Raw genomic sequence first — 14,751 nt, forward strand, 5'->3', positions numbered from 1 at the left:
GGCATAGTAGTCTCCGTAACTTATTGGTTTACTGACAATTAAACGAAATCCAACACTTCCGCCAACGGACGGCGCGGCTTCTGCGCCCAGTTTCCTGGGCGTTCTGCACCTATAGACAGCAACATGACTGGCACTTCGTTTTCGGCAAGCCCAAACTCGCGCGCCACCCCTTCAGCATCGAACCCAATCATGGGCGTCGAACCTAGACCTAACGAGCGGGCGGCATAAATGATCGCCGACGCACCGAAAGTGCCCGTGCGCATAGCTTCATCTCGCTGGCGCTGCGGGTGATCTAAATACAAGTCGCGAGCAGGGAGTTCCCAATCTGACACCATCGCCGCAGGCATGACGCCGGCTTGAACCAACGGCGCTAGACGGTCTGGTATTACGCTCGAATCAGCCAGTTGACCGCAGATGATGAAGGTAACGGCTGCTTCCGTAATCGGCGGCTGACTCCACGCAATCGGACTTAACCGAGCTTTGGCTTCAGGCGAGCGTACTGCGATAAACCGCCAATTCTGGATATGGAAGGATGTCGGGGCAGAGGTGCCGATTCGCACCAGCTCGCAGATTTGGTCGTCGCTCAAAGTTGCGGTAGGGTCGTAGTACTTAGCGGCGCTGCGACTTACGATACATTCGATGACGGCGTTGGTCATGATGACTCCTATGATCGAAGGGTAAGTTGAAGCTCAAAGAGCTTGCGTTCTATGCGTACCTGGTTCGTTCGGGATATCGCGTAGCATTTTTCTCCTCTGCTTCTGGTGGTCGGTAGACAAATGAGCCGCTTGCTTTTTGCACATCGAACTAGCAAAACCGACAGCGCTCTTGTTTGTTTATTCTTTGTTGATGGAAGAACAATTCACCGGCGAAGAGGGCAGTGTCATGTCTTTACCACCCTCCTCTTCTCACTCTTTCACCGCCGAAGCTCCGAGGATGATTGCATTGGTCTTTTGAGTGGTTCTCGCAATGCACCTTGATCCTCGACGAGAGATTCCATCACCAGACGAAAGGGTCATAGCTCCGCTATAGCTGCGTTATGTGGCACATGGGTCACCACCATCTCACGCTCTGACACCACGCTATATCAGCTTCTTGCGGTGTTTCTGTACGCGTGTTCAAGCAGAGTGATTACTTCAATGGCGTGGTCAGCTCTCTATCATTGCTATCAACGACAAATACCGCCAAAAGCTTTGCAGGTTTGGTTTTGCTCGCATTCCGGCTTACAGAATGATTCGCGCCGGGAGGTTCAGACCAGCTCTCACCAGTGCGATATACGCGCACATCCCCGTCATTGACCTTTGATTCGATTGCGCCCGATATCACGTATGCGTAAATGAAGGCAGACTTAGCGTGCGCGTGAGGTAATGAGCTGCCGCCCGGGGGATACTCGACTTCAACGGCGACAAGGGATTTGCCAGGCAAATTAGGGATTGCTTGTTCAAAATTCTGCTTCACAACATCACTAGGCTTGTATGTCGAAGCCCCAGCAATGGCACAGATGGAAGCCGTTGCGAAAAATACAGTCAGAATCGAACGCATGATCATGATTGGATCGCTCTATCTCGGTCTTTGCATCTTGATCCGTCGATGGTACGAATATAAGAACCAAGATCACCCACTTTCGTGTGTACCAAGACTATGAACTCAGACCTGCAGATTCAGCTTGATCGGGCAGCAAAGCTGTCCTTGTCGGAACAAATTCGTTTGAGCATTAGCAGGGCAATCGAATCAGGCTTGCTCACACCAGGCACTCGATTGCCTTCTTGGCAAGATCTGGCCGCACACCTAGGCGTGGCACGCGGTACCGTTCAAGAGGCATATGAACGATTATCTGATGCCCAGATGATCGAAACATTTGGGGCGAAAGGCACACAGGTGGCACCACGCCCCCCTGCAGCGGTGGTTCAGTCAGTACCACCGGAGCCAGGTGCCTTTATGAGAGCCTATGAGCGGATGAACGCCGGACCAGCGATCTTTCAGCTCGGTATTCCCGCATTTGAGGGCCTAGAAAAGCTATTCGCACGCGCGCGCTCCTCCAACCTGTTGAAGGCCGGATCGTTCTCGTCTCTGGTCTATCCCGACCCTAGGGGGGAGCTGGAGTTACGCCGAGAGATTGCAGGTTATCTATCCATCGCAAGGAACCTTCACTGCTTTCCCGAGCAGGTGTTTATCACGTCGGGATATAGCTCCGGTTTAGGCCTTGCTCTTCGTGTGCTAGGCCTGGATGGCAAAAAGGTTTGGATGGAAGAACCTGGGTTCTTTCTGACTCGCAAGGGTTTGGAGCTTGCTCGTTTAAATATCATCCCGATCCCGGTTGACACTGAGGGTCTCAACGTAAGCCACGCAATTGAGATCGCAGCGGACGCGGCGCTAGCCGTTCTGACACCTGGTCAGCAGGCCCCCTTAGGGTCGACTCTGTCTTTGAGGCGACGACTTCAACTACTTGAATGGGCTGCTTCGAACAACGCATGGATCATCGAGGATGATTACCTCAGCGAGCTCCAACTAGAAGGTAGGGCGGCCCCTGCCCTGGCGTCACTGGACGAGGGGAACCGGGTTATTCATATAGGCTCATTTAGCAAGACTGTAAGCCCTGGGTTGCGATTGGGATTTGTTGTGGCACCTACCGAATTGGTTACAGCATTCTCGGAGGTTGTCGCTACGCTCGCACCCGCCCCCTCACCGGTCATTCAACTCGCCACGACTCAATTTATGCACGATGGCCATTACATCCGACGTGTCCGCCGACTCAAACGTCTTTATCTTGCACAACGTGATGCGCTATGCGCGCAGTTACGAAAGCACAATGCTGATTGGACCAATGCAGGCTTGGCAGTACTTCTCAAACTCCCGGACGGTTCATCCGACGTCCAGATCGTTCAGGAAGCGATGACCTTTGGCATGGCTCCATCGCCTTTGTCAGCATGGTTCGCGAGTCCGTCTGCAAGCTCTTCCGGCCTCTTGCTTGGCGTTGCCACTGCGCCTGAACAGTCTCTCGATACATCCTGCAGTCGCCTGTTCGAAATCATCGAACGACATTGTTAGCGCGAGGTGCCAATCACTACACAAGATCTAGGAAACGCGCGTACTGATGAACTCTCAGGGTGATCTCCATACCTGCCTCTTTTAAAGCTCATGAGCCTTGGTGTGTCTTCTTCGAATACTCTCCAATCCCGAGTAGTGGACAAAAATGCCGCTAGCTAATAGATCAATTGTGCACCGCGTCTGCTAGCAGTTTGATGGAGACCAAAAACAGGCTGAGCTGCACGATACGGTAAAACCAAATATCAGAAATCCTTCGCGTAAGGTAGGCGCCTGCCACCGTACCGATCAGAGCAAACGGTATCAGCACCATCGCATCCACCAGCGTTTGATGGGAGTACGGGCGCAAGTTCTGGTAAGGGATAATTTTTGCTGCGTTGATGACCGCAAAAACGATCGTTGCGGTTCCGGCAAACTCAGCCTTGGCTAGTTTTTGCGGCAGCGTGAATATCTGAAACGGTGGCCCGCCTGAATGGGAAATGAAGCTGGTGAAACCAGCGAGCGTGCCCCAGAACCAGCCCTTGGCGCAATCTGCAGGTTGTGGTGCCCTATCGGTTTGCTTACGCAGCCAAACATTCAGACAAAAGACCACGCCCATGGCGCCGATCAGGAAGGTGACGACCCGATCGGACACGATGGATGCTGTCAGCCAACCCGCCAACACACCAACCATACCCGCCGGGATCAGCAATCGAAGATTAGCCTTGCTGAAGTCACGCCGATACAAGTAAACCCCCACCCAATCGGAAATCACAAAGATCGGCAACAACAAGGCCGCTGCCTTGACCGGTGACATCACCAGTGACAGCAGTGGCACGGCTAACATGCTGATACTGGGCAAGCCTCCCTTTGACAAACCCACCAGGAAGGCTGCAAGTACGGCTAGAAAAAAGTAGGTGTCCAGGTTCAAGTTTTAGGCGCCGTAATAGCGAGCATTAATACCAGGATTTTTTCCGGTTCCTGGCAATGCCACATGGTTAATCTTGTCGTTCCATCCACAGTCGAGACTCGTAGAAATTCCGAACTTGAAAACAGAATCTACCGTGGTCACTCGGCCCAGAACTGCAAGCCTCGGCAAACTCCTGCTTTCGACACCGTGAAGGGAGTCCATCGGGCCTCGCATCGCGCCAAGGCCCGGTGGAAACCAAAACTCAGGCAGGTGCCTTGGCCACCCGCACGTCGACCACCGCCTGTTCTCGAAGCCGTTCATATTCCTGTTTAGGTACAGCAACCGCGTCAGGATTGCCCAGATTGTTCAGAGGGATACGGAAGGTTTCTCTAGCGGTCCAGGCTGCAATAGCCGCGATCACCGTCACGCCCAGAGTGATCGCTCCGATGGTCATCGGAATATTGACCGCACCCGGCGGAGCAACAGCAACGAACAGCGCCGGAAGCATGGCTGTGGCAGCGGTGCCGAGGTTCTGGGAGATGGCCATGCCGGAGACCCGGGTGCGGGTCGGGAACATTTCCGGATAGAAACTCGGGAAAACCGCGTTGTAACCTTGATAGAGGACTCCCCACATCAACAGCGACGTCACGATTGCCAACGATATGCTGTGAATGCTGATGGCATAGAGATACACGAACGACAGCAATCCTGGAGCGAGTGCACCGATGATGATCAGCGGCCTGCGGCCGAATTTATCTGATAGGTTGCCGGCTAGCGGAGTGACGAGCACGGCGACAATATTGCCCATGACCGGGATCCACAGATAAACCTCCTTCTCGAATCCGATACCGTAGCCGGGCTGGACCGCATAAGCCGCTCCGAAAATCGTTGTTACCACTGGAATGACGTTCATCAGCGAACAGCACATCACTCGCAGCATGTCCCTCCAGCTCTCAGTAACAACCTGGATAACCGGCGCCTTATAGATCGCACCGTGTGCGCCCTCTTCAGCGAATGCAAGTGACTCGTCGACTTCTCGGCGGATGATGTAACCCGCGACGATGACAATGAAGCTGAGCAGGAAAGGGATGCGCCACCCCCAAGCATTGAACGCCTCAGTGGGCATGTAGTAAGCGAGCGGCAAGAAGACCGCAGCGGCAAAAATTTGTCCTGCTTGTACACCCTGCATTGTGAAGCTGGCATAGAAACCCCGCCGCCCAAAAGGCGCGTGCTCGAGAATCATTGAGGTGGCGCCGGATACCTCTCCAGCCACTGCGAAGCCCTGTATCAGTCGTAGCAAGACGAGAAGTACAGGGGCAAGCAGGCCGACCTGTTCGTAAGTCGGCAACAGCCCGACGCCCATCGTTGAAAAGCCCATGAGAAACATGCACAGGACCAACACCTGCTTGCGCCCATGCGTGTCACCCCAATGCCCTAGGAAGAAGGCACCAATTGGGCGAGCGATGTAACCCACACCATAGGTCGCCAATGACGCGATGAGGACGAGCTTGGGATCCGTATTGGGGAAAAAAATCTGGGGAAAGATCAGCGATGCCGCCGTGGCGTAAATGAAGAAGTCGTAAAATTCCAGCGCCGATCCAATCCAGCCGCTGGCAGCAGCCTTCTTGATCTGTTGTTTCGCGCGGTGCGCGCGGTCCGAGGCGTCTGCCATTATTGTCTCCAGTATTTTTATTTTGAGAGTTGGCTGGTCAAGGTCTAGCGGGTGTAGCCAGCGGTATTCGCTGTCTTCCTGTTATTCGTCCCAAGGTCTTTTGAGATTTCCATGAGTCGCTGAATACAGCGGTCACATCGAGCGTTATCCCGGCTGGAACAAAGCTGGACGATATGGTTGCCGTACCAAAAATGATTGAGGTGTGCACGTTTACGCCAAACTCAGATTCCGCTATGGGGCAGCATGGGCTTTCGCCAGAATCTCGAGCGTAGCGGCGCGAAGCATGCGAGCACGGGCCACCGGCGCCAGCAGATCGGGTAACCCATGAAGTGGTACTTCGATGGAAATAACTGTCTCAGGTGGAAGAGCTCGAATCATCGGAATAAGGTCGAGACCGCCCTTTCCTGGTGGGAGGCGTGCACTCCGAGCCTGAAATAGCAATTCCTCCTCGGAAATCGGCGTCTTTGAAGGTGCATCGCAAATCTGGAAATACGCCAACAGGTTCTTCGGTAACAGCGCGAGATCCTCTGGCGTGCCACCCGAACGAGCAAGGTGAATCGCGTCCACCACGACCCCGCCAGCCCCCGCTGCCTCGACAACGCGACACGCGGACGGCAGGTTTTTGATGCCTCTCCAGGGCATGAACTCCAAGCCCATGTGCAGTCCGTAACGTTCTCCAATAGCGCTCAGCTCGCCGAAACGCTGAGCAATCGCAGATTCGTCGTCGCTATCCCCAGCTACGAGTACATGCTTGGCTCCAAGCATCTCAGCAGCTGCAAGCAACGGCTCTAATTCGGCAACCCTGGTGTCTGGCGTAAGCCGAACCAGCTCTACGTCATGTACGCAGATCCCTCGGTCACGCATTCGCGCCAAGGTGTCACGCATCATTGGGGTATTACCAATCATGGGGTGCTGCCGCTCTCCTGTAGAAGCAGGTGCGAGCCTCATGCTGACCTGGGAAAATCCAGCGTCAGCCGCAGCGTCAACCAATTCGGGCGGTGTCAGTTCGATCAACGTCAAATGCGCTAGGCAAAGTGTGTGCGACGTGTTGTTGTTCATGGATTTGAGCTCCCTGTGGTGCACTCAATAAACGTCTGCGGGTGTCGCAGAATAGGAAAGCGAATAGAAGTCGCTCTTTTGAGCCGGCTGTGCCCCAAGGCTTACGAGCGAAGGTTCGGAAAGCTCGAAACTGTTTAGAGCCTGCACGGCATCCGTGTCGTATCCGCAGACAACCAGCACCCAATCCGCGACCTGATCGGCCGCACCACGGATCTTTTGTTCCGTTGTCTGAGCGATCAAAGGCGTCTCGTGCTCCAGTAGATGCGCACCTGTAATTCCAGGGCGAACAGATAGCTCTTCGAGGAGTGCCTTCAGGGACTGTCGGAGCTGGTGCTCACGTTCACGCTTCGGCGCGAAACGAATAGTCAACGCGTTGCGCGCCACGGCACCGCCGTGCGATTCAAGGACATGCGATTGACTGCGCACCATATTCCGGTGGTGCGGCATCAACGTGATCGACCAAGGAGTGGGCGCATTCAATCGTTCCAGGTACGAGGGCGACGACAGGACGTCGAAGTTCTCCAATTCGTACATCACGAAAATGCCTTCCCCGCCCTTCGCATCAGTCCACCTCGAGCTTCGGTGGAATCCTGGGATGCCAAGCCGCTCGGGGAAATGCTCATGGGAGTGCCAATGCTCGAAGTCTTCTCGCATGTCGGGAGCCATGTTCCACCACATGGCGAGGGCTGCGTTTCCTAAAAGGGGCATCGTCGACCTCAGCTCATGCCACGAACGCGTGCCATTGCGCCGATAAATCCGGTGGCCTCTGCTCCTGTCACCAAGGGGCTACTCAGCGTGTTGATTTTGTACATTCAGAATCGTCCTCATCGTCATTTAACCGGGAGTGATCCGGCCTGGTGAAATCGGACAATACACAAAACTTGAATGCCTTTCAAAATTATTATACTATTCAAATTTTGAATGGTCGGAGGGTTTATGAGCGGAGCACTTGAAAAATCACTGGATATCCTCGAATACCTGACCGACTACCCGGACGGGGTCGCTTTGGCTCAAATCTCCACAGACTTGAACCAGCTCCGCTCCGGTTGCCACAGAACGCTGCATGAACTGATTCGTTACGGCTATGTGCGTCAAATGCCACAACGCGGCGACTATGCCCTCACCACAAAAATGGCATCGATGGGGCTCAGCTTTTTGAGCAAGTCAGGCGTTCTGGACATTGCCCAACCGGTAATCGATCGACTGGCACAAACGACCGCCGAACTTGTTCGGCTGGGCATCGTCGACGAAGACCGCCTGACGCTGGTGGCAAAGGCGCAAGGAGCGAAATCCGGCCTGTTGTATGACCCGGACATGGGCATAGATTTGAAGTTGTCCTGCAGTGCGGCCGGCCAGGCTTGGCTCATGACGCTACCTGAGGATGTAGCCATCGAGTACGTGACACGACAAGGGATCGGCGAGCCAAAAGACTTTGGGCCAAACGCGCCAACATCCATCAAGGGCTTGTTGAAGGTGCTGGATGAGCATCGTGCACGTGGATACAGCATCATCCAGGACGCCTATGCACTGGGCATGAGCTCTATGGCTGCACCTATCAGGCGTACTAATGAGCCTACGACAGGCGTCGTCGTGATCGCAGGCCCCTCTTCCCGCCTTACGCTGGAACGTATGCAGCAGTTTGGACCAGCACTATTAGCGGCCGCGGATGAACTAGCAGTGGCAGGAAATTCTTCGGCGCTCTTGAAATCTGCAAACGTGGGTACTTGGGGCAACGTGATCAGTAAACGAGACACTAAGAGGTAATGTCATCACGCTGGGGCTAACAGTAGTTGATGCCCATAATGAGAAAGCCTGGACACGTACCCAAGATTTTTTTCTTGGGCGCATCCAGGCTCCGGCGTTACGTTCGCATCAGATGACATCTCCTGGACTCTTCAGAGATGGTCGATGCGCGTGGATAAAACTCAGATCGAGCCAGCCGGTGTTACGGCAGGAAAATCTTTCTCTGGATCGAACACGTTATTGAAAAAATTCGTCAGCGAGTACATGGCTACCAACGCGATAATCTCCATGACATTCGCATCCGTGTACCCAGCATCACGGACGGCTTTCAGATCATCATCACTGACCTTACCGCGAGTCTCGATGACTTTGTACGCGAACTGAAGAGCCGCGCTGCGCTTGGGGTCCGTGGCCTGGCCCTTGCGAGCGAGAATGACTTCATCGGCCGGCAGCTTGGCCATGTGCTCGGCCGTAAAGCTGTGAACCGTCAGGCAATAGTTGCAGCCATTTGCTTCGGAAACAGCGAGACCGATGCTGTCACGGGTCTTCACGTCGAGCGCTTTGCTCATAGAACCGAGCAGGGTCGCCCATGCATTGAACGCGATTGGGCTCTGCGCGAAGGTTGCCATCATATTCGGTGTAAACCCGATGTTCTTGGTGAACGCATCGAGAGTCGGTTTCGAATCAGCCGGCACTTGTTCCGGCGTTAGAACTGCACTTCTAGACATCGTAGTCTCCATAAATTACTGGTTTTACTGTTAATTAAACGAGATCCAACACTTCTTCCAACGGGCGGCGCGGCTTCTGCGCCCAGTTCCCTGAACGCTCAACGCCTATGGACAACAACATGACCGGCACTTCGTTTTCAGCCAGTCCGAACTCGCGAACCACCCCTTCGGCATCGAAACCGATCATCGGTGTCGAACCCAGGCCTAGCGAACGGGCGGCATAAATGATCGCCGACGCACCGAAGGTGGCCGTGCGAACTGCCTCGTCGCGCTGGCGCTGCGGGTGCTCCAAATACAAACCTCGCGCAGGGACCTCCCAATCCGACACCATCGCCGCTGGCATGACGCCCGCTTCAACCAATGGCGCAAGACGATCCGGGATTACACTGGAATCGGCCAATTGACCGCAGATGATGAAAGTGACGGCAGCTTCAGTGATCGGCGGCTGGTTCCAGGCAATCGGACTCAACCGAGCTTTGGCTGCAGGCGTGCGTACCGCAATGAAGCGCCAGTTCTGTAAGTGGAAAGATGTTGGCGCGCTGGTGCCGATTCGCACCAACTCGCGGATTTGGTCATCACTCAAGGTGGCGGTAGGATCGTAATATTTAGCGGCACTGCGGCTGAGGATGCTTTCGATAACGGCGTTAGACATGGTGATTCCTATATGGGAAAAGTTTTGGTACGCAATACGTATATGAGCTGTCAGGCGAAATTTGGGCGAGTGATGCCACAGTGGCCCCGCAAAGTGGCCTACTCAGAAACTGACAGTTGATGTTGGGAGCGTTAGGACAGATGAACGCGTCAGTGAACAGGGCGAACGCGATAGTTATTGAGATCACATCTACTGGATGTCGAGGTAACCAAAGCACCCGAGGCCGAATCGAGATAGCTGAACGCGGAGTTCGCGCTTGTGATACAGCGAACAATTTTCCTGGCCGGCATGCAGGTATCAATCGTTATGCCGTGGGAGAACTTGATGGCGGGAATAGCAATTCGGCTCATGGTGTAACTCCTTCATCAGGTGGTTGGGAGTCGCCACTTTAGGCCGATAAGGTGTTCATTTCGAGACTGTATTAGATCAATAAAATGCTCAAAAGGATCAACCGAGAACATTGACCTTCATAGCCGAAGCGCGGCAGGACACAACTCATTTCGCTGAGAGCGAAATGGTATAGCCGTACATGTCGCTCGTTAAGAAGACGCTGCACCTCCCCGACGTGTCTAGTCGCGTTGCAGGCTATACACCGAAACGGACTGTATTACTCGCCACCACGGGCCTGGCGGCGCCACTGCCCCGCCGTCATCCCCATCGTTTCGGCAAATACACGCCGGAAAGCGGCTACGGATCGATAGCCGACCGCCTCAGCCACAGCCTCGGAAGTCATCGATGGCTTCTTCAGTTCGTTAGCGGCCAAGCTCATCCGGATATCGGTGAGCAACTCGATAGCGGAGCGTCCCAGCTTGTCCTGAAAATGTCGCATGAAGGTTGCTCGCGACATGCTGCACAGGTCGGCCAGATCAGGCAGGGTCCAGGCACGCGACGGATCGGCAAACATGGCTGAAATGGCAGGGGCCAATCGCGGATGGCCCGCCAGCGCCAACAACCCAGCCGGCGCTTGCTCGGATTCGCTCGCGGCACGTAATACCAGTGTGAACAGCGCAGAGGAAAGCGCATTTAGCATGGCGTTTCCGCCTGGTTTATCTCCCCCGGACTCCATTCGCATCAGCTCTACGAGGTTGGCCAGGTGAATGGATGCAGACCCGATGTCTTCATCACCAGAATCGTCAGCGGCGCGCACCACCAAATTTTTTGGCAGGTAATTGTGGATGAGTCGATCATGGGGTGGCTCGATGAAAAATCTTCCACACAACATATCCAGGTGCTCGTCACCGCCATCATTCTCACTGACCGTCCATCCTCCAAGGCCCTGATGGTTGCAGGTAGGTTTCGGCTCCTGTCCGCTGCCATCGTGCAACACGTGCGCCGATCCGTATGGCAATAGCACGATATCACCAGCCATCAGATCCCTGGTCGCCCCGGTCTCTGGATCCTCTAAAACGGCTCGACCCTTTACCACGATGTGGTAGGGAATCTCATGAGCCGGCGACCGAACCCTGGCCACACGCCAAGGCGCACCGTAGGCGCAACGCACCTCCAACTGGCCAGTGATGGTGATCATTTTCAGGAGATGGCTGAGCCAGTCAATTTGGGACATTACGCACTCGAGAACCGAAAGTGTTTTAGCATTTTATCGCGGTAGCAAATGGTGCTTGTCCCCTTCGCCAGAAGCCGGTAAGAAAATGCACGACTGGTGAGTGCCAAGAATGGGTAGGAGAAAGTTGCTACAGCTTCCAACGACAATATCAGGCCAGGCTATTGAGCTGCTTGAACAGCTTGACGCGCAGCACCTCTGACGTACTGCACTATTACTCCTTTTACCTTCTTATCACCCACCATGTTGATTTATACGCTTGCGCGCGGGCCCCACTGCACCAATAGAACAGGTGCTCGACTGGCCGACCAAACCACGCTGCCAGTCGGCATTTAGCTACACTGGTCGCGAATCTGACTCGGTTGTTATGTCGTTTTCGCGTTTAGATGAGCCACGCTGCCAGGGATTCATTCGGCCTGCTCTTCGAGGTACCGCGGAGCCTGAACCTGGCGACATCGTTCCATCTGTTGCTCGATATCATCGAGCGGTATCACTAACACACGATGGTTTGAGGACGTGGACATCCGCGACATTCAGTCGCGTGATAGCGGGGCGCGCTTCATACTGACAAGCTCCATCACCTCATGCCGATCATCTGCGGATGAGACCCCAATCGTCAGCCACTTCCCATCAGTGTATGTGTGCGCGTCATCGTAGAGTTTGACCAATTGAGGGCGCCAGAAATAACGCCGTTCCTCAAACTTCTCCCGCTCTACTCGCCCCAAGACCACTTGGACTGAAAGCTGCCTGTATCCTGGCAGCAACGAGCAGAACGCCTTGGTCTTTTTGTAGCGCAAGACCCATCCGCGTTTCTTGCCGCCATACCGCCACTCCGGGTCGAAAACACCGGGGTAAAATTGGTCGATCCAGCTCCGCAGTTGCACCCAATGCTCGAACGCCTCCGGCCCAATCCAGTCTCGAACCATGCTTTCATCGGGCGATGCCGATTTGCCGATGATCCTGTCGCCGATCTCAGGAATCTGCTCAAGGTCATTTTCTTGATGATTGCAATGCTGGTCTCGATTTTTCATACACTTCCTGGTTAGGCGGTGTTCTGCACAGGTGTGCGCTATCGCGTCGGATGAATGTCAATGGTGGATTTTTTCATTCATCTTTCTGTCGATTTTGAACCGCTGATGGTACGGATTGAAGGACCAAGATCCCTCATTCTCATGTGTACCAAGGATATGAATTCAACCTGCAGATATGGCTCGACTGTTACAGCATGCACCCGAGCAAGGCAGCATGATGCTGGAGCACCGGAAGACACTGCTCACGTAGCTCTTCAAGGGACAAGCGTGCCGAGAAAGTGCTGATGCTCATGGCTGCTACGACCTTTCCCTGAGCATTCCTCACTGGCACTGCCATAGAGCGCATTCCCAACTCCAACTCCTCATCGGTAAATGCGACACCCTCGACTCGAGCGCGCTGAACTCGCGCCATGATCAGCGATGGGTCGACGATCATGTGCGCAGTGGTCGGCGGCGGAGGATTCACCAGATAACGCTGGATGGCTTCATCGCTCAAACCTGCCAGCAGTACTTGTCCGGTTGCCGAACCATATGCCGGCAACCGTGCACCAAGGCGCACGCCGGTCGTCACGACTTTAGCCGTCTCCGCACGAGCAACAAATACCGACCAACCATCTTCCAGCACTGCCAGGGAAATCGACTCTCCGAGGGCTTCGCGTGCCGACGCTAGATGGGGTTGAGCCAATTGTGGCAATGGTGCCGCGTCGAGATAAGCCGCCCCAAGACGCAAGAATCTCGGAGTGGGCCAGAAATGCTTGCCGTCATGGCTTAGATAGCCAAGTTCCACCAGCGTCAGTAGACACCGTCGAGCCGCAGCGCGGGTGGTATCAGTCAATCGAGCGGCATCCGTCACCGTTAATTGCGAGTGCTCCATTCCGAACACTTCGATGATCGCTAAACCTTTCGCCAGGCCTGACATCCCTTCCGGCGCGCGCACGAGCGCACCGTCTGCTGACGCATTTTTCTTGACAACCATAATTCGCAAGGTCTCTAATTGTTCGAGAAATGAAATTTTGTTCGCTATTCGAACAAAAACAAAGCCTCACGTCAACATGCAATTGTAGAAAAAGGCGTTTTTCTGCATTCGTGAAGACCTGACCGGGAGAGAAGATGAACATTGTTACCGACCGCGAACCTGAAAACCTGGCCTGGCCGGATGGCTTGACCCGCGTACCTTATTGGGCTTTCCAAAGCAGCACTGTCTACAAGGAGGAACAAACCAGACTCTTTCAGGGACCGCATTGGAATTACTTGTGCCTGGAAGCTGAAGTCCCTGAGATAGGCGATTACAAGACCAGTTTTATTGGCGAAACTTCGATCATCGTTACTCGTGACACCGACGGTGAACTCTATGCCTTCGAGAATCGCTGCGCGCACCGCGGCGCCCTGCTCGCTCTGGATGACAGCGGCAAGGCAAAGGACTTCACCTGCGTCTATCACGCCTGGAGCTATAACCTGCAAGGTGACCTGACCGGAGTCGCATTCAAGGACGGCATCAAGGGCCGTAGTGGTATGGCACCATCGTTTTGCATGGAAGAACACGGCCCGCGAAAATTGCGAGTGGCATCTGTTCACGGTTTGGTGTTCGGCAGCTTCTCGGATGACGTACCCGATATCGAAGAGTACTTGGGCGATGAAATCCTCAGCCGTGTGGAACGTGTGCTCGGTGGGCGAAAACCCGTTGTCCTTGGTCGTTATACGCAAATGCTGCCCAACAATTGGAAGCTGTACATCGAGAACGTAAAGGACTCGTACCACGCCAGCATCCTGCACTTGTTCTTCACTACGTTCGAAATCAACCGGCTGTCTCAACGCGGCGCGATCATTGTCGACGAAAGCGGTGGGCATCACGTCAGCTATTCGGCAATCGACCGCGAGGCCGAGCGTCAGGCAGAACGTGACGCCTCCTATGCCCAACAAAGCATTCGCTCCGATAGCGAATATCAACTCCAAGACCCGTCACTGCTCGAGGGCTTCAGCGAAGTTGGCGATGACGTCACGCTGCAAATTCTTTCGATCTTTCCTTGCTTCGTCTTGCAACAAATACAGAACTCGGTAGCAGTCCGCCAGGTACTTCCACGTGGTGTGGAAACCACTCAACTCAATTGGACGTACCTGGGCTTCGAAGACGATACCCCTGAACAACACCTGACGCGCCTCAAGCAAGCCAATCTCATCGGGCCAGCGGGATACATCTCCATGGAAGACGGCTGTGTTGGGGGGTTTGTCCAGCGAGGCATCGCCGGTGCCAGCAACCATACCGCAGTGCTGGAAATGGGCGGGATTGACGCCGAGTCAAGTGACAGCCGAATCACCGAGGCCTCTATTCGCGGCTTCTGGAAAGCTTATCGCGCGGCCATGGATCTATAAGAGG

The 14,751-nt window shown here is 54.5% G+C and carries 14 protein-coding genes; 3 read left to right on the plus strand and 11 right to left on the minus strand.

All coding sequences use genetic code 11. The features are described from left to right. Positions 1–38: 38 nt before the first annotated feature. Positions 39–656, minus strand: a complete 618-nt coding sequence (locus ACW9HW_RS00735; RefSeq protein ID WP_457397464.1) for a nitroreductase family protein — start codon at positions 654–656, stop codon at positions 39–41. Positions 657–1,128: 472 nt separating this feature from the next. Beyond that, a complete protein-coding gene (locus tag ACW9HW_RS00740) occupies positions 1,129–1,545 on the minus strand; it encodes a cupin domain-containing protein (protein ID WP_457397466.1) in 417 nt (138 codons plus the stop codon). A gap of 93 nt (positions 1,546–1,638) precedes the next feature. On the opposite strand from ACW9HW_RS00740, the gene pdxR reads away from it, so the two are divergent. Continuing rightward, positions 1,639–3,045, plus strand: coding sequence for a MocR-like pyridoxine biosynthesis transcription factor PdxR (gene pdxR / locus ACW9HW_RS00745; protein ID WP_457397468.1), 1,407 nt, complete (start codon positions 1,639–1,641; stop codon positions 3,043–3,045). A 163-nt stretch (positions 3,046–3,208) separates the two neighbouring features. Here the strand turns inward: pdxR and ACW9HW_RS00750 are convergent, their stop codons facing one another. From ACW9HW_RS00750 to ACW9HW_RS00765, 4 genes are all read right to left on the minus strand, one after another. Further along, positions 3,209–3,952 carry a sulfite exporter TauE/SafE family protein gene (locus tag ACW9HW_RS00750; RefSeq protein ID WP_457397470.1) on the minus strand — a complete coding sequence of 248 codons (744 nt, stop codon included), beginning with the start codon at positions 3,950–3,952 and terminating at the stop codon, positions 3,209–3,211. A 241-nt stretch (positions 3,953–4,193) separates the two neighbouring features. Beyond that, on the minus strand, positions 4,194–5,603 hold the full coding sequence (locus ACW9HW_RS00755) for an MFS transporter (protein WP_457397472.1): 1,410 nt from the start codon (positions 5,601–5,603) through the stop codon (positions 4,194–4,196). Positions 5,604–5,834: 231 nt separating this feature from the next. Continuing rightward, a complete protein-coding gene (locus ACW9HW_RS00760) occupies positions 5,835–6,662 on the minus strand; it encodes a sugar phosphate isomerase/epimerase family protein (RefSeq protein ID WP_457397474.1) in 828 nt (275 codons plus the stop codon). Positions 6,663–6,686: 24 nt separating this feature from the next. Next, positions 6,687–7,328 (minus strand): hypothetical protein, encoded by a 642-nt coding sequence (locus tag ACW9HW_RS00765; protein WP_457397475.1) that lies wholly within the window; start codon positions 7,326–7,328, stop codon positions 6,687–6,689. A 270-nt stretch (positions 7,329–7,598) separates the two neighbouring features. Here ACW9HW_RS00765 and ACW9HW_RS00770 point away from each other — a divergent pair, with 270 nt between their 5' ends. Further along, positions 7,599–8,426, plus strand: coding sequence for an IclR family transcriptional regulator (locus ACW9HW_RS00770; RefSeq protein WP_457397477.1), 828 nt, complete (start codon positions 7,599–7,601; stop codon positions 8,424–8,426). A gap of 161 nt (positions 8,427–8,587) precedes the next feature. Here the strand turns inward: ACW9HW_RS00770 and ACW9HW_RS00775 are convergent, their stop codons facing one another. The 5 genes from ACW9HW_RS00775 to ACW9HW_RS00795 all read right to left on the minus strand — a co-directional run bounded on the left by ACW9HW_RS00775 (position 8,588) and on the right by ACW9HW_RS00795 (position 13,353). Beyond that, positions 8,588–9,133 (minus strand): carboxymuconolactone decarboxylase family protein, encoded by a 546-nt coding sequence (locus ACW9HW_RS00775; protein WP_457397478.1) that lies wholly within the window; start codon positions 9,131–9,133, stop codon positions 8,588–8,590. A 34-nt stretch (positions 9,134–9,167) separates the two neighbouring features. Then, positions 9,168–9,785 (minus strand): nitroreductase family protein, encoded by a 618-nt coding sequence (locus ACW9HW_RS00780; protein ID WP_457397480.1) that lies wholly within the window; start codon positions 9,783–9,785, stop codon positions 9,168–9,170. Between the two features lie 607 nt (positions 9,786–10,392). Next, entirely contained in the window at positions 10,393–11,349 is a 957-nt protein-coding gene (locus tag ACW9HW_RS00785) for a cupin domain-containing protein (RefSeq protein ID WP_457397481.1), read from the minus strand. 530 nt (positions 11,350–11,879) lie between these two features. After that, positions 11,880–12,377, minus strand: coding sequence for a DUF3788 domain-containing protein (locus ACW9HW_RS00790; RefSeq protein WP_457397483.1), 498 nt, complete (start codon positions 12,375–12,377; stop codon positions 11,880–11,882). A gap of 187 nt (positions 12,378–12,564) precedes the next feature. Next, positions 12,565–13,353, minus strand: a complete 789-nt coding sequence (locus tag ACW9HW_RS00795; RefSeq protein WP_457397485.1) for an IclR family transcriptional regulator domain-containing protein — start codon at positions 13,351–13,353, stop codon at positions 12,565–12,567. A 134-nt stretch (positions 13,354–13,487) separates the two neighbouring features. Between ACW9HW_RS00795 and ACW9HW_RS00800 the strand changes: the two genes are divergently transcribed. Further along, positions 13,488–14,747 carry a Rieske 2Fe-2S domain-containing protein gene (locus ACW9HW_RS00800; RefSeq protein WP_457397487.1) on the plus strand — a complete coding sequence of 420 codons (1,260 nt, stop codon included), beginning with the start codon at positions 13,488–13,490 and terminating at the stop codon, positions 14,745–14,747. The last annotated feature ends 4 nt before the right edge of the window (positions 14,748–14,751 follow it).

The organism is Pseudomonas sp. SDO5532_S415 (genome assembly GCF_054071155.1).

Excerpts from the sequence above, each read along its gene's own strand:
- ACW9HW_RS00735 (WP_457397464.1), bottom strand. The coding sequence starts at position 656 with ATGACCAACGCCGTCATCGAATGTATCGTAAGTCGCAGCGCCGCTAAG.
- ACW9HW_RS00740 (WP_457397466.1), bottom strand. The coding sequence starts at position 1,545 with ATGATCATGCGTTCGATTCTGACTGTATTTTTCGCAACGGCTTCCATC.
- pdxR (WP_457397468.1), top strand. The coding sequence starts at position 1,639 with ATGAACTCAGACCTGCAGATTCAGCTTGATCGGGCAGCAAAGCTGTCC.
- ACW9HW_RS00755 (WP_457397472.1), bottom strand. The coding sequence starts at position 5,603 with ATGGCAGACGCCTCGGACCGCGCGCACCGCGCGAAACAACAGATCAAG.
- ACW9HW_RS00760 (WP_457397474.1), bottom strand. The coding sequence starts at position 6,662 with ATGAACAACAACACGTCGCACACACTTTGCCTAGCGCATTTGACGTTG.
- ACW9HW_RS00765 (WP_457397475.1), bottom strand. The coding sequence starts at position 7,328 with ATGGCTCCCGACATGCGAGAAGACTTCGAGCATTGGCACTCCCATGAG.
- ACW9HW_RS00770 (WP_457397477.1), top strand. The coding sequence starts at position 7,599 with ATGAGCGGAGCACTTGAAAAATCACTGGATATCCTCGAATACCTGACC.
- ACW9HW_RS00775 (WP_457397478.1), bottom strand. The coding sequence starts at position 9,133 with ATGTCTAGAAGTGCAGTTCTAACGCCGGAACAAGTGCCGGCTGATTCG.
- ACW9HW_RS00780 (WP_457397480.1), bottom strand. The coding sequence starts at position 9,785 with ATGTCTAACGCCGTTATCGAAAGCATCCTCAGCCGCAGTGCCGCTAAA.
- ACW9HW_RS00785 (WP_457397481.1), bottom strand. The coding sequence starts at position 11,349 with ATGTCCCAAATTGACTGGCTCAGCCATCTCCTGAAAATGATCACCATC.
- ACW9HW_RS00790 (WP_457397483.1), bottom strand. The coding sequence starts at position 12,377 with ATGAAAAATCGAGACCAGCATTGCAATCATCAAGAAAATGACCTTGAG.
- ACW9HW_RS00795 (WP_457397485.1), bottom strand. The coding sequence starts at position 13,353 with ATGGTTGTCAAGAAAAATGCGTCAGCAGACGGTGCGCTCGTGCGCGCG.
- ACW9HW_RS00800 (WP_457397487.1), top strand. The coding sequence starts at position 13,488 with ATGAACATTGTTACCGACCGCGAACCTGAAAACCTGGCCTGGCCGGAT.